Below are 19,242 nucleotides of genomic sequence, written 5' to 3'. Positions count from 1 at the left end.
CGTGGTCCGAGGGCCGGTCAGCCCTTGGAGGTGGGTTTGGGCGTAATTTGGGTTTTCGGGCTGTGGTTCTGCGCAAAGTCTGGCAGTTCGCCCGTCCATTCATACGCCTCGGTGCCCGGGGGGTTTTCGTACCAGCCGGGATCTTCGTAATCGTCCGCGTCGATGCCTTGGCGCACCTTCACGACCGAAAACATGCCGCCCATTTCCAGCGGGCCATGCGGCCCCCAACCGGCCATCATCGGCACGGTGTTGTTGGGCAGCGGCATCGACATTTCGCCCATATCCGCCATGCCGGCCGTGCCCATGGGCATGAACTCCGGTTGCTCGCGGCGGATCTGTCGCGTCATGTTTGTAGAATTGGTTCCTATCAGCGTCGGCACGTCATGGCCCATCGCGTTCATCGTGTGATGCGACTTGTGGCAATGGATCGCCCAATCGCCCAGATGGTCGGCGGTGAACTCATAGGCGCGCATGGCCCCCACGGGAATGTCGATGGACACCTCTGGCCATTGCGCCGCCTCCGGCACCCAGCCGCCATCGGTGCAGGTGACCTTGAAGTCATAGCCATGCATGTGGATGGGGTGGTTCGTCATCGTGAGGTTGCCGACGCGCACGCGCACCTTGTCCCCCTGATTGACCACGAGCGGGTCGATGTCAGGGAAGATGCGGCTGTTCCATGTCCACAGGTTGAAATCCGTCATCGTCATGATGCGCGGAATGTAAGTGCCCGGATCGATGTCGAACGCATTCAGCATGATCAGGAAGTCCCGGTCGACGCGCATGAACTCCGGGTCCTTGGGATGCACCACGAACATCCCCATCATGCCCATTGCCATCTGCACCATCTCATCGCCATGCGGATGATACATGAAAGTGCCGGATTTGGTCAGATCGAACTCATAGACGAATGTCTTGCCCGGCGGGATGCCGGGGTGGCTGAGCCCGCCGACGCCGTCCATGCCCGAGGGCAGGATCAACCCGTGCCAATGCACCGTCGTGTGTTCGGGCAGGCGGTTGGTGACATAGATGCGCACGCGGTCGCCTTCGACCGCCTCGATGGTCGGACCAGTGGACTGGCCGTTATAGCCCCAGAGCCGCGCGACCATCCCATCGGCCAGTTCGCGCTCCACCGGTTCGGCAACAAGGTGGAATTCCTTCACGCCGTTGTTCATCCGGTGCGGCAGGGTCCAGCCGTTGAGTGTGACCACGGGGTTGTAATCCGGCCCAGAGGTGGGACGGGTCGGGGCTTGGGTCAACGCGCTGTCCATGACGGCGGCTTCGGGCAGGCCCATGTTCATGGTCTGGCCCCATGCTTTGGAGGACACGAGCGTTGCTCCCGCAGCACCGGCCCCCAGCAGTTGACGTCTGTTGATCATCTGGTTGCTTCCTTGTCTCAATGTCCCGCACCGCCGCCGGCGACGATTTGTGTCTCTCCACCGGCGCCACCGCCGCCGCTGCCACCGCCGTAAATCGCGGCGGTCAGACCAGCCGAGGCCAGCCAGAACTCGCGCTTGGCGTTGGCTGCCTCAAGCTGGCTGCCGATCTTCTCGCGGGCGTCGTTCAGCAGGTCGAAGGTGCTTGTGATCATGCCGTTGTTGCTAAGCAGTGCTTCCTCATCGATGGTGCGGCGCAGGGGGAGCACCACGTCCGAATAATGCCGTGCGATTTGGTGGCTTGATCGGTAGGCCGTGGCTGCCGCGCGGGCTTCGGAGCGGACGTTCACCGCGCGTTCAGCCAGCACATTGGCCGCTTGGAGATAGCTCAGCTCAGCCTTGCGCAGCCGCGCTTTGCCGCTGTCGAAGATCGGGATTGCGAACTCGAATTCGATCTGAGGTGAGATGCTGGTCTCGACTTCCCCGTCCTCTTCCTCGCGCTCGATCTCGGCGCCAGCGATGACTTCGAGGTCCGTCAGGGTGCGGGTGGCATCGGTCAGACCATAGGCTTTGGCTGTGGCTTCCAATCCGAGGCGGGCAACTTCTAGATCAACGCGATTGGCCAGTGCCAGTCGTTCAATGCCTCTGTGGCTGCTGACCGTATTGGGCACGCGGGGCAGGGCGTCAGGCACGTAATAGGCCACGTCCTGCCCCCAAAGGCCCATAAGCCGGGTCAGTTGTTCCTTGGCCAATTGCGCATCCAGCCGCGCTTGTGCCAATTGTCCGGCCATCTCGGCATTGAACGCCTGCTCTCGCGCCTGCGCGGCTTTGTTGAGCGCGCCGGTCTTGCCCAATTGCTGCGCCAATTCCGCCGCCGCATCCGTGGTGACTGAGGCGCGTTTAAGGTAGCTGACCGTTTCAAAGGCCGCGACGGCGTTGATCCATGCCTCACGGGTTTCATTGGCCAGCGCCAGCGTGTCGCTCACCGCCTGCATCTGCGCATGCTGGAACTCCGCTTCGGCAGCGGCGATGCGCTGTTTGCGGGTGCGGGCGTCCAGCAGGTTCACGGCGATCATGCTTTCCAAGGCACGGTACAGCCCGACCTCGGGCGCGCCGATGCCCAACAGACCGATCGAGACGACGGGGTTCTCTGGCGTGGACTGCTGCCATGCTTCTGCCGCCGACAGACCGATCTGCGCGTAGGAGGCCTGAAGCCCCTTGTTGTTCAACAGCGCGACCTGCACCGCGGTTTCGGCGTTAATTGTCTTGCCTTGCACCATGGCGCGGACCTGTTTGGAGGCGGCGACGGTCTCGGCCTGTGACTGCGCCCAGACAGTGCGTTTGCCGATGGCCTTGGAGGTGCGCGCCTCCACGGTGGCAAAGCCAGCATCGCGGGCCGAGAAGCTTACCGGCATCACCGGGGCCGTGCAGGCGCCCAAGATCAAAGGCGTGATGACGGAGGCGGTTTTCAATTTCCAGCGCATCAGTGGTTCATCCCCTGCATCGGAGCCTGCTCGGCGTTCAGCCGTCGCCAGTCGAGCGGCTCGACGACACCGCGGCGTCGGTAACCTGCGAAGGGCTGCTCTTCGGCGGTTGCAGCGCTGCTACGCGCTCTGTTGTCGGCGGCGGTCATTGCGGCGACCTCGGGTAGGGGTGTGGGCTGCTGCACATAGGCGGCGGTAACGTCGGGAAGGGGCGGGAGCGTCGTGGCGCAAGCCCCAAGGGTCAGGGACAACGCCCCGACAAACAGTGTTGGTTTCATAAGTATTTGACCTGAGAAAAGGTGATCTTGCCCGCGGCTCAAAGCGCGGACGGGAATGCCGTCAGAGGACGGTGATCAACTCAGGCTCGAGGGGGGCGCAGTTGCCCGCGCGGATCTGCGGATACCAGGAACTTCGAGATCGGCGAATAGCGGGTCGTTTGTGCTGAGGTTACGCTACTATCCGAATGGGCGCAAAGCGCAGCCGTAAGACAGATGCCCCCACAACATGGATCACTTTCATAATCGCTGGCATCGTCGCCTTGCATGGGAAATGCGGACGTCGCATCAGGCAGATCTTTAATGGCCATACCGGCCGAATGGTGTGCAGAATGATGCGATGCCTGCCCATCCAGATGCATCCCGCTGTCAGCATGTACCGAGGACGGTGGAAGCAATAGCAAACCACTGATCATGACCGCTCCGAGAAGGAAACGGACAAGGTTTGATATGATGGCCAAGCGACGCATGTGTCGATGAGTGTCGCAAGCCGCGCGCCCTGTCAACGCGTCCAGCGCTGGAAGCTTGGCAAATAGTTGCGAGCTGTATTGAGGCTTACGTGAAACTCCTGAACGGATGAGGGCGGTCCAACTGTGGCTTGTTCGGCGTGGGAAATTTCGACGCGAACTCCTATTTCGTGGGACTACAGGCTGGTCCACTAAGATCTACCTGCGCGGCGCTACCCCTTCTTTTAGTCTGTGCCGTCATCCTTTTTAGTCTAACTGGTCAAGCTGTACTGTCGAAAATTTCGATAGGTTCCATCCGACAATCGCGAGTTTTAATCGCCTAAGGCGACTGTAAGTTGCCTCTGGATAACAAACGACAGGAGGGCAGCCGGTTTCCTGCGTTTGGACCGAAAGCGGTGGCTGCATCACAAACACAATGGAACCGTAAATGAACAACCTTCGTTACTTTGAAGATTTTGCCGTCGGCGATACCTTCGAAACTGTGACCCAAACGATCTCACACGAAGAAGCCGTAAGCTTCGCGAAAGCCTATGATCCGCAGGACTTCCATACTGACGACATCAAAGCACTGGAACATCCCGTCTTTAAGGGGTTGAGCCTCAGCGGTCTACTGACCATGAGCATCACGCACCGCCTTATTGTGACACAGGGGCTGAATATGGCGTGGGGGTTGGTCGGCAAGGGTATTGATCAACTCCGCTGGTTCCATCCGGTTCGGCCCGGCGACACGTTACGGGTTCGCGGCCGCATTCTGGACGTAGCCGCCAACCCGTCAAAGGGTGTGGGGACACAGGAAGTCTTGATCGAAACGATTAACCAGCTTGGACAGGTCGTACTGTCTTTCGCCGTTACGATTGTCGTCCCCTCCCGGTCTCGGGCGTTGTCCGGCAGGACGGCTGCATAAAGGCTGACCGAAGTGTAATTTGCAGTTAGGCGTTCACGATTCATCGCTTTATAATTCACCTATGTAGGCTGCCTGACGGAAGTCATGACCCAGCCCCAGTGCTGGCAGACACAGACGCCCTGAAGACGTGCGATTTTCATGTCGACACGTGCCTATAGCCCATGTCAATTCGCGTGGTTGTGACAGGAAGCGGGGCAGCTATGAATATCGAGCGATTATCGTTGGACCGACTGCGTGTTTTCTCAGTAGTCGCACGAACGGGTACTTTTTCAGCTGGTGCGGTGGAGCTTGGCCGTGCTCAGTCTGCGGTGAGTTACGCGATCTCGGAACTCGAAAGCCAGCTTGGCATCGAATTATTCGACCGATCGGCAAAAAGGCCCAAATTGACGGTCGCTGGTGATACTGTCTTGAGAGATGCTATCGCAATTCTTGAAAGAGCGGACTCACTCCTCGCGCGGGCCCGCGCGATTTCGCAGGGGCTCGAAAATGTCGTTGGCCTCAGTGTAGACCCGGTTTTCCCAACACATGTGTTGGTTGAAATTTTGCATGATTTCGAGGCCGCCTTTCCCACGGTGGCGGTGTTGCTCAGCAATGATGCTCTGAGCATGCCGGTTGAGCTCGTGTTGAAAGGCGACTGTGCCATCGGCATCACGTGTACCTATCCCCATGTACCAGCGGGGCTTACAGGCTTTAGCCTGCCACCCGTCACGCTCGTTCCGGTAGTTGCAGCAACACACGAGATGGCGCAAACACTCGCGCCTGTGGATGATGCAGACCTACGAGATCATCGGCAAATAGTGGTCATTGACCGAGGACCCCTTACCACAGGGGTCGACTTTGGCGTAGTCTCGTCTCGTATCTGGCGCGTGTCCGAAATGGGAGCAAAGCTTACACTCATCCGCAATGGGTTTGGCTGGGGGTTCCTCCCGGAAGCCATCGCCCGGCAAGAAGTTGATGCAGGTAGGTTGGTAATCCTGAACTTGGTGAGCCATCCCGACACAGGAGATGCGATGCCGGTAAATTGCGTGGTGCGGGCTGATGCTCCACTCGGGCCTGCGACGCAATGGCTGCTGGATCGATTGCGCGCGGTACGTTTTTACTGAGTAAACTAACGGTTTTGGCTTGCCACGTTAGAAGGCACACTTTTAATGCGGCAGCTGCTTTGAGAGCTATCGATCGAATAATCTAATCGTTTCGATCAGAATTTCCCGGCTGTGAGAACCAAGTCCCATCTGTGAGAAGGCGTGCAATCAAACACCTATTCTCACAGGAGAGAAACATGACTTCTAAGCTTGTTGAATATACATCGCGCGCAGCTCTTGGCGCGCTTTTCGTCTGGAGTGGTATTGGGAAGATTATCGCTTACAGCGATGTCGAGGGCTACATCGCTTCATTCGGATTGCCGTTTTCTCACGTGGTTCTGGTGGGTGCCATCATCGTCGAAGTTGTGGCAGGTACGGCCCTGATGATCGGATACTGGACTGAGGTAAGTGCTAAAGTCCTTGGGACATTCACTGTCTTAGCAGCCCTTATATTCCATACCCAGTTCAGTGACCCCGATCAGGTTATTCATTTCCTGAAGAACATCGCGATTGCCGGCGGTCTACTGCATTTGGCTTATCACACGAGTGCTACGACGGGCATTAAGAAGCTTAAAAGAAGGACGGTAGCTTTCGGTGGCTGACGCAATAGTCATGACGTGCTGCGGCCCTGAGCCTTTATTGAGCTCCGCGCTGGTATAGGTATGAGCAATGCAAATCGAGGTCCGTAGATGAAGACCCTGTCTGTGCAGGCAAGCGATTATTCATTAGGGCAGCTTTGCGACATCCTGAATGCCGCATACGGGGGCTACGTGATGCCGGTGGCATTCGAGCCCGCGGCGTTGATGCAGCGCATTCAAGCTGAGCACATAGACCTTACGCAGAGCTCAGTCTTTACCACCATGCAAGGCGAACCCGCTGCGGTGTCCATAATTTCGCGACGCGGGTCCACCAGCAGAGTGTCGGCATTAGGCGTTTTGCCTCAATTTCGGGGCGCGGGTTTGGGCGCTACTGCAATCGAATGGTGTCTTGCTCAAGCCCGTGCACGGAACGACCGACATCAAGTTCTTGAGGTGATCGACGGGAATAGTGCGGCAATGGCAACCTATTTGCGCGCAGGGTTCCGAACAACTCGTCGACTTGTTGGCTATACCCACGAAGCTTCAGGCGGCGGTGAGCAACTTCAGATGTGTTCTAACCTCGAAGCCATGGCGGTGCTTGTAAGTGCCTATGCAAAAACTACGACTTGGCAAGCATCGCCGCTTTGCTTTAGTGCCGCGCGCCCACCACTGAAGGCTTATTGCAATGACAGCAGAACGGCGGTGGCAATAATTGATGCGGGGGCACCGATCGTCAAATTACTCGCTTTTGCGGTTTTGCCATCTGTCGCGAGGCGCGGTGTAGGGAGCTGTTTCATGAAGTCGTTGTTGGGTGCCTTCCCACAAAGAAACTGGAGAGTCCCGGAATATTTTGCCGCTGATGACGGCGAAGCGTTCTTGAAAAAGACGGGGTGGGTTTTGTCCAGCATCAAGCAACTTGAAATGGTGCATACGCTTAGATGAGCAGTGATATGACGCAAGCGACAGAGACCTCAGACTCATCTTTGACCTCGCGTCTTGCACCTACACGCTTCCTTCGCGCTCAATGACCAATACCCTCGCCGGTCCTATTGGGTGGGCAACATGCTCATCGCCGTCTTCCGCATGAAAAATCTCGCCAGCTCCCAGCTTGTAGATTATGACTTCACTGCCTTTGCGCGCATGCATATCTACAATACCGTCGAGCACTACAAATACTTCAGGCCCGTCGTTTACGTGCCATTTGTAAGCCCTATCGGTCCAATGCATCCGAATAGTTGTTCGCCCATCGATCCGGTCGATAGGCATGGCTTCCCAAGCTCGGGCGGCTTGAAAGTCCTTCGGTGAAATTTTTCGCATTTGCCCTCCAAATTTGCTAAAAATACAATGCATGAAACAGTAGCTTTCCGCATCTTGCGGTTCGTCGGGAATGGGCTGCCAATCGTCGGATGTTGAGATGGAACTTGATCGAACCAACAAACGCATCGCTGCGATCTTAGAGCGCGACGCCCGGATAAGCGTGACTGAGATCGGGAAGCAAATCGGTTTGTCTCGGCCGGCAGTGCAGGCTCGCATTGTCGCCATGGAAGAGGCAGGAATAATTCGGGGCTATCATGCGGTAATTCGGAAGCAGGTCGGACTCGTACGAGCATTGATGTTCGTGGAAATATCACGACGCCCTTGCGACAAAGCACTTCAGTGGCTTTTAAGCCTCGAAGGAGTAACATCTCTCGTTTCACTGGCGGGTGAGGTAGACGCGGTCCTTTCCGTCACGGTGCCGAGCGCCGAGGATTTGTCGGTGCTTAACGATCGGGTTGGGGCATCGCCTTTTATTTCAGAGGCAAGAAGCCATGTTATTTTACGGGAATACGCCAAAGCATAACGCAGCAGGTAGAGACAATTTGCACAGTTGTGGCAGCGCATACCAGTAATCTGATAATGCTTGCCATTCGAGCAATGTCATAGCCGGTGTTTCGGCTTCGCTTCGGGCGATAGACAAGGCATTCGATTCCGCAAGAGCGATGACTTGACGATTGAAGTGTGGGTCTCTGCACGCTCATGAAGAGGAAGCAGAATGTCATCTAATTCCGCAACATCAACCAAAGCCAGACGCGCTATAAAACAGTCTTCGCCGGTGACACGATCGCAAGAGGTAAACCGAGGCTCATCTCGTATCATTCGCTCAACATTGTGTAGCTGCTTTGAGCGTGGCTTGATCCGTACGATTGCTTCAAGCGTATAGCCAAGGGCCTTTGTATTCACGCGAAGGGTGAAGCCTTCAATGACCTCATCCGTCTGTAAGCGGCGCAAGCGCTCGCTGACAGCTGGCCCGGAAAGGCCAACAGTCTTTCCGATCTCCGATAGGCTCATCCTACCGTCAGTTTCGAGAACTGAGATAATTCTTCGATCTATGGCATCTATGGGTTTGCTCATTGTGGCACCTTACAGCGATTTGCTTACGTTGTTAATGCAAGAGGGTGGTTTTGCTTACGATACCGCGGGGACGAGATGGCCTGCGCAAAGTATGTTTGCGCCGTAATCAATTGGAGCGTTCACCATGGAAATTCATCGAATTGCAGCCTTCAGCGTAGGGGGGGCAGGCGGCAACCCCGCCGGGGTCGTGCTATTAGAGGCCCCCGCCCCTGAAGTGGAAATGCAGAAGGTCGCTGCAGAGGTCGGGTATTCGGAAACGGCCTTTGCCTTGCCCATTGCAGGGGAGGATAGAAGATGGCGTGTACGCTATTTTTCTCCCGAGGCTGAAGTCCCCTTTTGCGGCCACGCAACGATTGCGCTCGGCGCCGTTCTCGGTCAGCAGAAAGGTACCGGGACCTATACGCTGGACCTCAACAACGCCTCAATCACGGTCGAGGCAAAGGCTTCAGAGGAAGGCATGGCTGCGACGCTCGCCTCACCAGCCACAAAAAGCCGCGCAATCGCGGATGGTGAAGCCACAGACGCTCTTGCGTTGTTTGGCCTTTCCCAAGGTGATTTGGACCCGCGCCTTCCGCCCGCTCATATCCATGCCGGAGCCGACCACCTTGTGTTTGCCCTCCACGACCGTGCTCGCCTGGCTGAGATGTCCTACGATCTTGATAAAGGGCGGGCCATGATGCGGCAGCACGGGCTCGTAACGATCATGCTGGTTCATATCGAGACCGATCAGGTTTTCGCAGTCCGCAACGCATTCGCCTCTGGGGGCGTTCTGGAAGACCCAGCGACTGGGGCTGCAGCAGCGGCCTTTGCTGGTTATCTCCGCGATCAGGAGTGGCCACACGGTGGGAGTTTCACGATCCGGCAAGGTGAGGATATGGGCGCGCTGTCAATCATTGAGGTTCGATTGAGTGACAAGCCGGGCTCTCCGGTGCACATCTCGGGCAACGCCCGCACGATATAGAAACAATCGGTGAGGCAAGTCAGGTTGTTCCCTGGTGCACCTTCCCCTCTTCAAGGATGGCGCGCGGTGATCCCGCGCGCCAGATCGTTTCGAGGATTAAGCTGGGTTGTAGCCAGCATCCATCACAGCATCGCGTAGAGCTTGGTCGCTCACGGTCGTCTTAACTGTCACGCGTCTGGCCGCGACATCGGCAGTCACAGTCGCCTCGGGGTCGAGTTCCTTGATCGCAGCAGTGACGCTCCGGGCACAACCGCCACAGGTCATGCCGGGTAAGTTCAACGTCTTCATGGTTACTATCCTTTTTAGTTTTCTATCGCGGCAACATCGCCGTTTCTGTCAGATGGAGTTTGCCAGCAGGACAAGGTCAAGAGAGCGTCTGCAAAAATTCCACGCCGCTATTTTTAGTGTTGACCCTAACAACGTTGGAAGCCCGCAAGCTGAGTCGCATAGCAACCCTCTTAGGAGTTATCGACATGAAGGACGCGGCATTTCTGGAGCCGTTCTCCAGCACGGAAAGCATCCCCATCACAGGCATGACCTGCGCATCCTGCGTATTGCGCGTTGAACGCGCGATTGCGCAGGTGCCGGGCGTCGTCGAGGCATCAGTCAACCTCGCGACCGAGCGCGCCGAAGTGATCTACGAAACCGTTGGTCAACGCTCGGCAGTCGTCGCGGCCATTCGCCGTAGTGGCTATGAAATCGGATCAACCACACTCGAACTGGGCATCGAAGGCATGACTTGCGCGTCTTGCGTGCTTCGGGTGGAGCGCGCTATCGCCGCCGTTCCCGAAGTTCTTTCGGCAAGCGTAAATTTGGCGACAGAAAGGGCCACGATTACCGTTTCGGATACATCGCCCAGCCAGACCGCGGCGATTGAGATGGCCATCACCAAAGCCGGCTATGCGCCGAAGTCAGCCACGATCACATCCGCCTCGCGCGACGCTGATAAAGAACAAGAGTTAAGAAAGCTCAAACGGGATCTGGCCGTTTCTTCAGCACTTACGCTGCCAGTGTTCATCGCGGAAATGGGCGGCCATTTGGTTCCCCCATTCCACCATTGGCTCATGATGTCATTCGGGCAGACAACACTCTATCTGGCCTATTTCCTGCTGGCAACGGTGGTTCAATTTGGACCCGGCCTGCGCTTCTATGCCAAGGGCATCCCGGCACTGCTGCGCATGGCGCCAGACATGAATGCATTGGTGGTGCTTGGGTCCAGCGCCGCTTGGGGGTTCTCGGTCGTTGCCACCTTTGCGCCGGGGCTTCTGCCTGCAGGCACGGACAACGTCTACTTCGAAGCCTCCGCGGTCATCATTACTCTCATCTTGTTGGGTCGGTATCTTGAAGCGAAAGCAAAAGGCCGGACCAGTCAGGCCATCGCCCGTCTGACAGGACTACAGGCAAAATCTGCAAGGGTTGAGCGGGAAGGGGCCTTTGTCGACGTGGCACTGGAAGACGTGCGCCCGGGGGACATTGTTCAGGTTCGCCCAGGCGACCGCATTCCTGTTGATGGTACGGTGCAAAGCGGCAGTTCATTCGTTGACGAAGCTATGATCTCTGGCGAGCCCATTCCGGTCAGCAAAGACCTGGGCGACCCGGTGATTGGCGGCACGATTAACCAGACGGGCAGCTTCACCTACCGCGCCGAAAAGGTCGGTGGGGATACCATGCTGGCGCAGATTATTCGCATGGTTGAATCCGCGCAGGGTGCCAAGCTGCCTATTCAAGCTTTGGTAGACCGGGTGACGGCTTGGTTTGTCCCTGCCGTCATGGCTGGAGCAGCACTAACATTTGGGATCTGGTTCTTTTGGGGCCCGGAGCCTGCGGTGACCTTTGCGCTGGTGAATGCGGTTGCCGTGCTTATTATCGCTTGCCCATGTGCGATGGGTCTCGCCACGCCAACCTCGATTATGGTCGGCACCGGTCGCTCGGCTGAATTGGGTGTGCTGTTTCGCAAGGGCGAAGCACTTCAGAGCCTCGCCGGAATTGACGTCGTCGCACTCGACAAGACCGGCACATTGACTGAGGGCCGCCCGGCATTGACCGAATTCATCACAAACAAAGGCTTCGATCGAGAGGCGGTATTGCGACTGATCGCGGCGGCGGAAGGCGGGTCAGAACACCCGGTTGCGCGTGCGATTATCGAAGCTGCGGAGGCCCACGGTGTGGCATTGCCACAAGCTACCAGTTTTGACGCTCAAGCTGGCTTTGGCATCACCGCTGAGGTCGACGGCCATACCGTAAACGTGGGCGCTGATCGCTTCATGATCTCACTGGGCATTGACGTAGAGACCTTCGCACAAGCAGCGAGAGATCTGGCGAAGCAGGCCGCGTCACCACTCTACGCAGCCATTGATGGGCAACTTGCTGCTCTGCTTGCCGTTACAGACCCGGTGAAGCTTTCCACGCCCGCCGCGATTGCAGGGCTGCAGGCGCTTGGTTTGAAGGTTGCGATGATCACCGGCGACAACCGTGACACAGCCGATGCGATTGCGGCCAAGCTTGGTATCGATGACGTAGTGGCCGAGGTGCTGCCCGGCGGCAAAGTCGAAGCTGTACAAAAGCTTCGCGAGGGAAATCGCAAAGTTGCCTTTGTCGGAGACGGCATCAATGACGCTCCAGCCTTGGCAGAGGCCGACGTCGGTATCGCTATCGGTACAGGAACGGATGTGGCGATAGAAAGCGCAGACGTGGTGTTGATGGGGGGTGACCTAAACGGCGTGCAAACCGCCCTTGGGATGAGCCGAGCCACCATGCGCAACATCAAGCAAAACCTGTTCTGGGCCTTTGCCTATAACGCCGCCCTCATCCCGGTGGCGGCTGGCGCCCTCTATCCTGTCAGCGGCACCTTGCTTTCGCCGATGCTGGCCGCAGGCGCTATGGCCTTGTCGAGTGTCTTTGTCTTGACCAACGCCCTGCGGCTTAGGCGGTTCGCCCCGACGATAAAGCCCGACGACATGGCCTTTACCGTCTGGGGGACAAACCCCTTAGTTGGCCCAGCCTACCGCTCAGACTTCCGCCCAAAATCTCCATACTGAAGGATGGAAAATGCATCGCATCATGATCTACACTAGGCCGACATGCCCCGACAGCCTTCGCTTGAGAGGATGATTGAACGCAATGGCGCTACGCTTTGTCGAGCATGATCTGACGCTACCAGCCATCTCTGATGAGGCGCAGCGCCGTACCGGATCGCGGGTGGGCCCCATCACGGTTATCGAAGGCGAGGTAATTCTAGGTGCCGCAGCAGATCAAATACGGCAGATAAGACCGCTGGTCGGTCTGATGAAAGCAGCCTGATCCTGCCGATCACAAATAATCCGGGCGCGCGGGAATCGCTCCTGTAGTGCCCGGATTTGCAGTATGATTAACGACGACCGAAAGGAGCATGGTCATGAACATCGGCGAAGCAGCTAAGGTGAGCGGCATCTCAGCAAAAATGATCCGCTACTATGAAGATACCGGCCTGATCCGGCCTGCATTGCGAACCTACTCGGGGTATCGCGTATATTCGGAGAAAGAGGTTCAGACCCTCAAATTTATTCGCCGCGCTCGAGATCTGGGGTTCACGGTCAAACAAATCGTAAACCTGCTCCAGCTCTGGCAAGATCACGACAGGGCCAGCGCAAGTGTCAAGACGATCGCGTTAGACCATGTTCGAGAGTTGCAGCAAAAGCGGCAGGAGCTTGAAGAAATGATAAACACCCTCGAACATTTGGCCATGAACTGTCACGGCGACGATCGGCCCGACTGCCCGATCCTGCAAACGCTCGGAACCTCTGCTTTCCAAGAGCCTATACCAATCAAGCATACCACAGTCCTTGGACGCGGTTTTGGGGCAAATCGCTGAGCGTTTTTTTTGTTAGTCACTCGATACTTACAGCGAACCGATCGCGAAACTTGCAAGCGGCTTCTGTCATCATGGAGTTTTTTGTTCGATGAGCATCAAGGTTGAAGTCCTTGCACTATACGTTGGGTACAGCCTTAGGCGTACTCTGTTTCCAACGGTTTACCCGTGAGACGTCGAGTCGGCTGCCGGAGTTGTGCTTAGTTGCAGCGAAAGCCCTGCCTAACAGACCAACCGCGTTATCGTGCGGCTACCTTGAGGTCGGAAAAGCCGGAAGCGGTAGCGTTCAAGAAGGGCGGACTGCGGACATTCGCAGCGGTCGCAAGAAAGCCGACGGCAGCACCACAAGCAGACGATCGCCAGACGCATTTAAGCTCTCCGATCATGGCCTCCGCTTGCTGGCCGGAAGTTAGCCCTGCGCGCGCTCAGATCCGCACAGTTTGGCAGTTTTCTGAACCCTTGCGCTCTTAGAACATGGAGCCGATATCCGACGCCCCCGTGGGATAGGCTGCCGGCATCGTCTTTACCTGGTCAACCGTAAGCCCAAGTTTGATCGCCAGAGAGAAGATGTTGATGAGTTCCGCGTAGTCCGGACCAAACATATGCGCGCCTAAGATTTTACCATTCTCGTCAGAGATGATCTTTGCACCTGCATGGGTCTCTCCCAGTCGTTTCTGAGAGAACCAGTCGGATGTATCTGTAAATGATACCTCCACATCGCCAGCCTCACGCGCTTCTTCCTCCAACATGCCGACCCGCGCGAGTTCTGGAATGGTGAACGCCACGCTGGGCACGCCGGTATAGTCAGGTGCAGTTTTTTTGTTCTTCAACATGTTGGACACGGCAATCTTGCCTTCGAAAACAGCTACCGGGGTCAAAGGTTTCCCCGGGGAGGCCGCGGCATCACCAGCGGCATATACGCGAGGGTTGGATGTGGACTGTAGCCATGCTTCGACTTTGACGCCGCCATGCTCAGTCTCAATGCCCGCAGCGCTTAGATCTAAGCACTCGACGGCAGGCACCCGCCCCGCGCCATGGACAACAAGGTCGGCCTCTTCGACATGTGATTTGCCATCGACATTGTAGGTGAAGCGCTCCACGTCACCAGCAGAGTCAATTCGGTCGGGCGCGGCATTGGCGATGATCTCAATCCCGACCGCGCGGCTACGCTCCAGCAGCATACCGACAAGGTCTGGGTCGAACATCTTCAGCTGCTGCTTGCCATGATCAAGGATCGTGACCTTGGCACCTGCTCGGGCGGCAATATGGGCAAACTCGAAAGAGATGTATCCACCACCCACGAATACGATGCGTTCGGGCAGGTTCGGCAGGTTCAGAAACTCGGTGCTGTCGATGAGCCGATCGGCACCGGGAATGTCCAGAGGTCGCGGTTTGGCGCCTGTTGCGATCAAGGCTTGCTTGAAGGTGAATTCCCCATAGCCTTCGATCTCAATCCGATCCTCTGCGGTGAAACGCGCCGATCCGTGCAGCGTTTTCACGCCAGCTTTCTTCAACCCGTCTTCCATGTTCTCCGGCACCGGATCGGTGAAGCTTTCTTTGTGTTTCATGAGCGCTGGCCAGTCGATCCGCGTGTCACCTGCAACGCCCTTGCCCTTGAGCAAACGAGCTGCGTCGATCACCTCAGCCCCGGCCCTCAGCATTTTCTTCGGGTCGCAGCCCCGGAGCGCACAGGTGCCACCGTAGGGCAGTTCGTCCACAATGGCGGCGGACCATCCAGCCCCGACTGCTTTTTTCGCGGCATTGATCCCGGCCATGCCGGCGCCGATGACGATCAGATCAAGTGTTTCGGTCATGAAGTGTCCTTGTAGTCGAGAGTTCGGAAGGCGTTTGTTTCAAGTTCAACGATATCGGCCGAGTATTCGTTCACTGAGCCACCAGATCCCGGTCGCGCCGACGCCGATCGTGAGCCCAAGCCAGCGCCAACCGTCGCTGCCCAGTGGCAGCGCGCCTGCACCATAAGCCAGCACCGGCAGCGTCATGGCCAGTAAGAACGGCCCGGTGTAGCGGCAATGCACCCGGCCACAGCGCCGGGCATTGCGCAGGCAGGCGACGCCCATCCAAGCAAGGGCGATGACCCAGATTGCGGTTTTGGGGCCGTCGGCGAGCGGGACCGCCAGAAGCATCGCGCCGATGGGAAGGCCCCACGCGAGCAGGCTGCCAAGCCGGGTGTTTAGCCAATCGTGGGTGGAGGGATCTGCCATGTCTTTACCCCGCGCAACAAGACAGGGCGGCAACGTCCTTCTCGAAAGTCTGGGCCGCCAGTTTCAAACCCTCGACGGTGGTCAGATAAGGCATGATCGTGTCGCCAAGCTCTTCGTAGGTCAGCCCGGCCTTCAGTGCCATCGCTGCGGTCTGGATGCTGTCGGCACCCTCCGGTGCGAGGATCTGTGCGCCGAGCAGCCGTTTGCTTCCCGCTTCGGCCACCAGCTTGATGAGGCCACGCGTATCGCGGGCCGCCAAGGCCCGCGGGACGGCATCCAGCGGCAGAACGGAGGTCAGCACCTCATGGCCCGCGGAATGGGCCTGCGCTTCGCTGAGCCCAACGCCTGCCACTTGCGGATCGGAAAAGACGACCCAAGGCATGGTGGCATTGTCATAGCTGCGGGTCTCACCCGCTACCGCATTGCGCGCCGCGATCTTAGCGCCATAGGCAGCCATATAGACAAACTGGTCACGGCCCGTGACATCGCCCGCCGCCCAGATATTTTGATTGCCGGTGCGCATCTGAGGATCGGTCTCAATGCCGCCCCGCGCATCGACCGCAACTCCAGCAGCCGCGAGGTTCAGCCCGTCACTGTTTGGCACACGGCCGGTTGCGCACACGAGCCGTTCCGATGTCAGTGCTTGGCCATCCGAGAGATGCAGCGTGATTTGGTTGTCACCGCTCGAAATGCGATCATAGCCATTAGCGCGCACCACACGGATGCCCTCATCACCCAAGTAACCTGCCAGCGCCTCTGACACTTCCGGTTCTGCCTCGGGCAAGACACCTCGGCGGCTGACCAGCGTCACGGCAACGCCAGCCCGCGCAAAAAGCTGCGCCAGTTCCACGCCGATATAGCCTGCTCCGAGGACGATCATGGAAGCAGGCAGAGCAGTCAATTCCAGTGCTGTTGTGCTATCGAGGGCGTCGGCGTCCTCAATCCCCGGGATTGCAGGCACATGTGGGCGGGAGCCGGTGGCAATGATGACCTTTGCTGCCGGGAAGAGGCTGCCATCGACCGTCAACTTGCCATCATCATCGAATGTCGCGCGGCCTTCGACGTAATCGACATTCTCATGCCGGGGTAGAACATCCGCATATTTCGCCGCACGCAATTCTTCGACCAGCGCTTGCTTTTGCGCGACAGTCGCCGCCCAGTCGGTCACGCGTGCCTCAGCCTCTATCCCATCAAACCGAGCCGCAGCGCGCGCATGATGCAGACTCTCAACCGCGCGGATCAATGCCTTGGACGGCACGCAGCCCACGTTGACACAGGTGCCGCCAATGGTGCCCGCGCCGATGAGAGCCACCCGCGCGCCGGTTTCAGCCGCAGTGATGGCGGCAGAAAAGCCTGCGGAACCGGCGCCGATCACGGCAAGGTCATAGGATTTCCTCTGGGGAGATTTAGTGTCTTTCATGATGATCTCTCTGAATCGCGGCGCTTCCAAAGCGCGTAAATTGTGATGCCGATGAAGATGGCGAGCGCCGGCAACAGCACGTAATCAAGCCAGCCCAGCAGAGCCGACAGCCCAACAGCGCCGAACAGGATCACGAGCACTGGCGTGAAACAGCAAAGGGCGACGATGACCGTGCCAATGAGCCCGAACTTGAGCAAGCCACTCTGGGTGTCGGACCCCTCCACGCCGCTCACGATCCGCTCTCTGCATCCAAGGCAGCGCGATAGCCGACGGCCGTCACAGCGGCGACAATGGACTGCGGGTCTGTCAGCGCATCATCGTAGCGCAGAACATAGAGGCCATTTTCTGCCTCACCTGCGATAAACTCCTGCACTTCGACGCTGTCCACGCGCTTCATGGCAGTGGCGACGATATAGCTGCAAGAGGGACAAGTGAGCCCCTCAACGGCAATGCGGGTGGTCGCTTCTGCGGCCAGTGTTGCGCTGGCAGAGAGGATAAGCGCAGCGGTGGAGATGAGCAGTTTCATAGGAGACCTCATGGTCAGAATGTCAAAAGAAAGGGCGAGACTATTGGAAAGGCGAGCGCCAGAAGCACGACAATCAAAGCGCCCCGGAGCAACCCACGCATCAGCCCGCGGTCGACCGGGCGCGCACAGGTGCCATCCGCGCAAGCATCCGTCGGCACCGGGCGATAGGCTTTCCAAAACCCATAGGCGAGCGCGAGCGTTGCAAGGCTGAAGGTCACCCATTTATAGGCATAAAGCGCGGTAAGTTGACCGATAAAGACCCCGGTGACGCCAAAGCTGACCAATACCAACGGCAGAATGCAGCAAGATGTCATGGCCAATGCTCCGAACACACCGGCGCCGGTGGCCAGCCAGCCGGAACGATCCTCATGCTCGGTCGGGGTCGCAGGAGTGTGATCTGTCATCGCGGTGCTCATGGTTGCCTTCATCATGACAGGCAAGATAGGGTCTGTAGCAACTACAGGAGCAAGGAGAAACTTCATGCCAAGCGATCACGGAGTTGCGAGCGCCCTAAAGCGCTCCGATCTTGCGAAGTTGACCGGCTGCAACCTTGAGACAATCCGATATTACGAAGGTGTCGGCCTGATGCCCGACCCACCGCGCAGTCCCGCCGGGCACCGCCGTTACGGAACTGCGCATGTGGAAAGGCTGAGCTTTATCATGCGAGCGCGAGAACTGGGTTTTACCATGGAAGAAATCCGAGGACTGCTCAGCATGGTCGATCGCGGCAGTCATACCTGCGGCGAAGTCGAGAAACGTGGGCGAGACCACCTAAATGTCGTGCGGGCCAAGATAAGGGATCTGCAAAACATTGAGGCAATCTTGGCAGATACGATTGCGAAGTGCAGCGGTTCTGATGCACCGGAATGCCCGCTTCTCAATGTGCTGTCAGATGGAGCTGTGGCCAAGGCAGATTGACCCGCACTGGACGAGACCTGAAGGAAGGGTGTTTTCAGCGTTTGAAAGTGCAGCAAACTTTGGAAGATTGCCCAGAACGGTCTCCAGAGAATCAGAACGTTGGCCACCCGCGGAGGAATGTCGGCCTTCCGCATGCCGTTACGCAGCAAATCTCGAAGTCCCGGACGGCAATAATGGGCCGTTTGTGTTTCTTGATACAAGGAGTGAGAATTCAAAACCCCCGCCGCGAGGCGTGCCGGTACGAGTGCGGCCTTGGGTACCACTTGTGTAATGCTGACCGCGTAAGAAAAAACCGCCGATCTCTGATCGGCGCTTTTTCGAGTAACGAATGCCTTTTTCGTATCATGCGATTATCAATACACCGTCCTTAAAAAACCGGTGTTTGACTGCTGCAAGTCCCATGCTGACGCCTTCCACGCGCGAAGCTACGATTGCGCCTTCCGCCAAGGGTAACGCGGGAAAGCACAGCTTCCAAACCCCCTCCTTCTGCTTAATCAGATAACCACGTCAGCGAACATCCGCTGATCGCCTTCTTTGCGCTGCAAATTTGCCGCTCTGAGCTTTCGCTGCCACCGAAATGCCATGTTTAAGGGACAAGATTATATTGCCCACAATAGATACCTCTAGGTGAAGAATTCACGTTCAGATGGAGGCCGGCGCCGTTTCCCAAGGCGCTATGGAAAAAGGAAACGCAGAATGTGTCAACGGCGGAGTAAAACCCGACCAAAGGGCGGCGCAAAAGTAGGCCACTTTGGGGTTGGGCGTGAAGGGTGCATAGAGTGCTGGCGGCCAGT

Annotated in this window: 21 protein-coding genes; 9 read left to right on the top strand and 12 right to left on the bottom strand. The window is 57.6% G+C overall.

Annotated elements, in window-relative coordinates; genetic code table 11:
- Nucleotides 1-17: 17 nt before the first annotated feature.
- Genes BLS57_RS03345 through BLS57_RS03335 form a run of 3 tightly spaced genes read right to left on the bottom strand, consistent with a single transcriptional unit; the run spans nt 18 to nt 3,135 of the window.
- The gene (locus BLS57_RS03345; protein WP_139186607.1) at nt 18-1,376 is read right to left on the bottom strand and encodes a multicopper oxidase family protein; all 1,359 of its coding nucleotides are present in this window, start codon (nt 1,374-1,376) and stop codon (nt 18-20) included.
- A gap of 17 nt (nt 1,377-1,393) precedes the next feature.
- On the bottom strand, nt 1,394-2,857 hold the full coding sequence (locus BLS57_RS03340) for a TolC family protein (RefSeq protein ID WP_093739215.1): 1,464 nt from the start codon (nt 2,855-2,857) through the stop codon (nt 1,394-1,396).
- Nucleotides 2,857-3,135, bottom strand: coding sequence for a hypothetical protein (locus tag BLS57_RS03335; RefSeq protein ID WP_093739213.1), 279 nt, complete (start codon nt 3,133-3,135; stop codon nt 2,857-2,859). Before BLS57_RS03335 ends, BLS57_RS03340 begins: the two co-directional genes overlap by 1 nt.
- An 891-nt stretch (nt 3,136-4,026) precedes the next feature.
- On the opposite strand from BLS57_RS03335, the gene BLS57_RS03330 reads away from it, so the two are divergent.
- From BLS57_RS03330 to BLS57_RS03315, 4 genes are all read left to right on the top strand, one after another.
- Nucleotides 4,027-4,503 (top strand): MaoC/PaaZ C-terminal domain-containing protein, encoded by a 477-nt coding sequence (locus BLS57_RS03330; protein ID WP_093739211.1) that lies wholly within the window; start codon nt 4,027-4,029, stop codon nt 4,501-4,503.
- Nucleotides 4,504-4,703: 200 nt separating this feature from the next.
- A complete protein-coding gene (locus BLS57_RS03325; protein ID WP_167356363.1) occupies nt 4,704-5,606 on the top strand; it encodes a LysR family transcriptional regulator in 903 nt (300 codons plus the stop codon).
- 176 nt (nt 5,607-5,782) lie between these two features.
- Entirely contained in the window at nt 5,783-6,187 is a 405-nt protein-coding gene (locus BLS57_RS03320; RefSeq protein WP_093739207.1) for a DoxX family protein, read from the top strand.
- An 87-nt stretch (nt 6,188-6,274) separates the two neighbouring features.
- Nucleotides 6,275-7,105 carry a GNAT family N-acetyltransferase gene (locus BLS57_RS03315; protein WP_093739205.1) on the top strand — a complete coding sequence of 277 codons (831 nt, stop codon included), beginning with the start codon at nt 6,275-6,277 and terminating at the stop codon, nt 7,103-7,105.
- Between the two features lie 60 nt (nt 7,106-7,165).
- Here the strand turns inward: BLS57_RS03315 and BLS57_RS03310 are convergent, their stop codons facing one another.
- Nucleotides 7,166-7,480 carry a cupin domain-containing protein gene (locus tag BLS57_RS03310; protein ID WP_093740277.1) on the bottom strand — a complete coding sequence of 105 codons (315 nt, stop codon included), beginning with the start codon at nt 7,478-7,480 and terminating at the stop codon, nt 7,166-7,168.
- Nucleotides 7,481-7,577: 97 nt separating this feature from the next.
- Between BLS57_RS03310 and BLS57_RS03305 the strand changes: the two genes are divergently transcribed.
- Nucleotides 7,578-8,003 (top strand): Lrp/AsnC family transcriptional regulator, encoded by a 426-nt coding sequence (locus tag BLS57_RS03305; RefSeq protein ID WP_093740275.1) that lies wholly within the window; start codon nt 7,578-7,580, stop codon nt 8,001-8,003.
- A 77-nt stretch (nt 8,004-8,080) separates the two neighbouring features.
- Here the strand turns inward: BLS57_RS03305 and BLS57_RS03300 are convergent, their stop codons facing one another.
- Nucleotides 8,081-8,554 carry an Lrp/AsnC family transcriptional regulator gene (locus tag BLS57_RS03300; RefSeq protein ID WP_093739203.1) on the bottom strand — a complete coding sequence of 158 codons (474 nt, stop codon included), beginning with the start codon at nt 8,552-8,554 and terminating at the stop codon, nt 8,081-8,083.
- Between the two features lie 124 nt (nt 8,555-8,678).
- Here BLS57_RS03300 and BLS57_RS03295 point away from each other — a divergent pair, with 124 nt between their 5' ends.
- Nucleotides 8,679-9,515: a PhzF family phenazine biosynthesis protein gene (locus BLS57_RS03295; RefSeq protein WP_093739201.1), complete on the top strand. Its 837-nt coding sequence runs from the start codon at nt 8,679-8,681 to the stop codon at nt 9,513-9,515.
- Between the two features lie 96 nt (nt 9,516-9,611).
- Here the strand turns inward: BLS57_RS03295 and BLS57_RS03290 are convergent, their stop codons facing one another.
- Nucleotides 9,612-9,803 (bottom strand): heavy-metal-associated domain-containing protein, encoded by a 192-nt coding sequence (locus BLS57_RS03290; protein WP_093739199.1) that lies wholly within the window; start codon nt 9,801-9,803, stop codon nt 9,612-9,614.
- Between the two features lie 185 nt (nt 9,804-9,988).
- On the opposite strand from BLS57_RS03290, the gene BLS57_RS03285 reads away from it, so the two are divergent.
- On the top strand, nt 9,989-12,553 hold the full coding sequence (locus BLS57_RS03285; protein WP_093739197.1) for a heavy metal translocating P-type ATPase: 2,565 nt from the start codon (nt 9,989-9,991) through the stop codon (nt 12,551-12,553).
- A 356-nt stretch (nt 12,554-12,909) separates the two neighbouring features.
- Nucleotides 12,910-13,365, top strand: a complete 456-nt coding sequence (cueR, locus tag BLS57_RS03275) for a Cu(I)-responsive transcriptional regulator (protein ID WP_093739193.1) — start codon at nt 12,910-12,912, stop codon at nt 13,363-13,365.
- A 464-nt stretch (nt 13,366-13,829) separates the two neighbouring features.
- Here the strand turns inward: cueR and BLS57_RS03270 are convergent, their stop codons facing one another.
- Genes BLS57_RS03270 through BLS57_RS03245 form a run of 6 tightly spaced genes read right to left on the bottom strand, consistent with a single transcriptional unit; the run spans nt 13,830 to nt 17,934 of the window.
- Nucleotides 13,830-15,176, bottom strand: a complete 1,347-nt coding sequence (locus tag BLS57_RS03270) for a dihydrolipoyl dehydrogenase family protein (protein ID WP_093739191.1) — start codon at nt 15,174-15,176, stop codon at nt 13,830-13,832.
- 45 nt (nt 15,177-15,221) lie between these two features.
- On the bottom strand, nt 15,222-15,584 hold the full coding sequence (locus BLS57_RS03265) for a hypothetical protein (RefSeq protein ID WP_093739189.1): 363 nt from the start codon (nt 15,582-15,584) through the stop codon (nt 15,222-15,224).
- Between the two features lie 4 nt (nt 15,585-15,588).
- Nucleotides 15,589-17,004: a mercury(II) reductase gene (gene merA, locus BLS57_RS03260; RefSeq protein ID WP_093739187.1), complete on the bottom strand. Its 1,416-nt coding sequence runs from the start codon at nt 17,002-17,004 to the stop codon at nt 15,589-15,591.
- The gene (gene merF, locus BLS57_RS03255; protein ID WP_242406962.1) at nt 17,001-17,237 is read right to left on the bottom strand and encodes a mercury resistance system transport protein MerF; all 237 of its coding nucleotides are present in this window, start codon (nt 17,235-17,237) and stop codon (nt 17,001-17,003) included. Before merF ends, merA begins: the two co-directional genes overlap by 4 nt.
- A complete protein-coding gene (locus BLS57_RS03250) occupies nt 17,234-17,530 on the bottom strand; it encodes a heavy-metal-associated domain-containing protein (protein WP_093739183.1) in 297 nt (98 codons plus the stop codon). The genes merF and BLS57_RS03250 overlap by 4 nt, the downstream gene beginning before the upstream one ends.
- 14 nt (nt 17,531-17,544) lie before the next feature.
- On the bottom strand, nt 17,545-17,934 hold the full coding sequence (locus BLS57_RS03245; RefSeq protein WP_093740273.1) for a mercuric transporter MerT family protein: 390 nt from the start codon (nt 17,932-17,934) through the stop codon (nt 17,545-17,547).
- A 76-nt stretch (nt 17,935-18,010) separates the two neighbouring features.
- Between BLS57_RS03245 and BLS57_RS03240 the strand changes: the two genes are divergently transcribed.
- Nucleotides 18,011-18,448: a MerR family transcriptional regulator gene (locus BLS57_RS03240; RefSeq protein ID WP_093739181.1), complete on the top strand. Its 438-nt coding sequence runs from the start codon at nt 18,011-18,013 to the stop codon at nt 18,446-18,448.
- The last annotated feature ends 794 nt before the right edge of the window (nt 18,449-19,242 follow it).

The sequence above is a fragment of the Sulfitobacter delicatus genome (genome assembly GCF_900102535.1).
GTDB lineage: Bacteria > Pseudomonadota > Alphaproteobacteria > Rhodobacterales > Rhodobacteraceae > Sulfitobacter > Sulfitobacter delicatus.
Note: the sequence above shows the minus strand (reverse complement) of the source record. Positions and strands in the feature narration are given on the sequence as shown.

Coding starts and splice junctions, on each gene's coding strand:
- BLS57_RS03345 (WP_139186607.1), bottom strand. CDS start 1,376: ATGATCAACAGACGTCAACTGCTGGGGGCCGGTGCTGCGGGAGCAACG.
- BLS57_RS03340 (WP_093739215.1), bottom strand. CDS start 2,857: ATGCGCTGGAAATTGAAAACCGCCTCCGTCATCACGCCTTTGATCTTG.
- BLS57_RS03335 (WP_093739213.1), bottom strand. CDS start 3,135: ATGAAACCAACACTGTTTGTCGGGGCGTTGTCCCTGACCCTTGGGGCT.
- BLS57_RS03330 (WP_093739211.1), top strand. CDS start 4,027: ATGAACAACCTTCGTTACTTTGAAGATTTTGCCGTCGGCGATACCTTC.
- BLS57_RS03325 (WP_167356363.1), top strand. CDS start 4,704: ATGAATATCGAGCGATTATCGTTGGACCGACTGCGTGTTTTCTCAGTA.
- BLS57_RS03320 (WP_093739207.1), top strand. CDS start 5,783: ATGACTTCTAAGCTTGTTGAATATACATCGCGCGCAGCTCTTGGCGCG.
- BLS57_RS03315 (WP_093739205.1), top strand. CDS start 6,275: ATGAAGACCCTGTCTGTGCAGGCAAGCGATTATTCATTAGGGCAGCTT.
- BLS57_RS03310 (WP_093740277.1), bottom strand. CDS start 7,480: ATGCGAAAAATTTCACCGAAGGACTTTCAAGCCGCCCGAGCTTGGGAA.
- BLS57_RS03305 (WP_093740275.1), top strand. CDS start 7,578: ATGGAACTTGATCGAACCAACAAACGCATCGCTGCGATCTTAGAGCGC.
- BLS57_RS03300 (WP_093739203.1), bottom strand. CDS start 8,554: ATGAGCAAACCCATAGATGCCATAGATCGAAGAATTATCTCAGTTCTC.
- BLS57_RS03295 (WP_093739201.1), top strand. CDS start 8,679: ATGGAAATTCATCGAATTGCAGCCTTCAGCGTAGGGGGGGCAGGCGGC.
- BLS57_RS03290 (WP_093739199.1), bottom strand. CDS start 9,803: ATGAAGACGTTGAACTTACCCGGCATGACCTGTGGCGGTTGTGCCCGG.
- BLS57_RS03285 (WP_093739197.1), top strand. CDS start 9,989: ATGAAGGACGCGGCATTTCTGGAGCCGTTCTCCAGCACGGAAAGCATC.
- cueR (WP_093739193.1), top strand. CDS start 12,910: ATGAACATCGGCGAAGCAGCTAAGGTGAGCGGCATCTCAGCAAAAATG.
- BLS57_RS03270 (WP_093739191.1), bottom strand. CDS start 15,176: ATGACCGAAACACTTGATCTGATCGTCATCGGCGCCGGCATGGCCGGG.
- BLS57_RS03265 (WP_093739189.1), bottom strand. CDS start 15,584: ATGGCAGATCCCTCCACCCACGATTGGCTAAACACCCGGCTTGGCAGC.
- merA (WP_093739187.1), bottom strand. CDS start 17,004: ATGAAAGACACTAAATCTCCCCAGAGGAAATCCTATGACCTTGCCGTG.
- BLS57_RS03250 (WP_093739183.1), bottom strand. CDS start 17,530: ATGAAACTGCTCATCTCCACCGCTGCGCTTATCCTCTCTGCCAGCGCA.
- BLS57_RS03245 (WP_093740273.1), bottom strand. CDS start 17,934: ATGACAGATCACACTCCTGCGACCCCGACCGAGCATGAGGATCGTTCC.
- BLS57_RS03240 (WP_093739181.1), top strand. CDS start 18,011: ATGCCAAGCGATCACGGAGTTGCGAGCGCCCTAAAGCGCTCCGATCTT.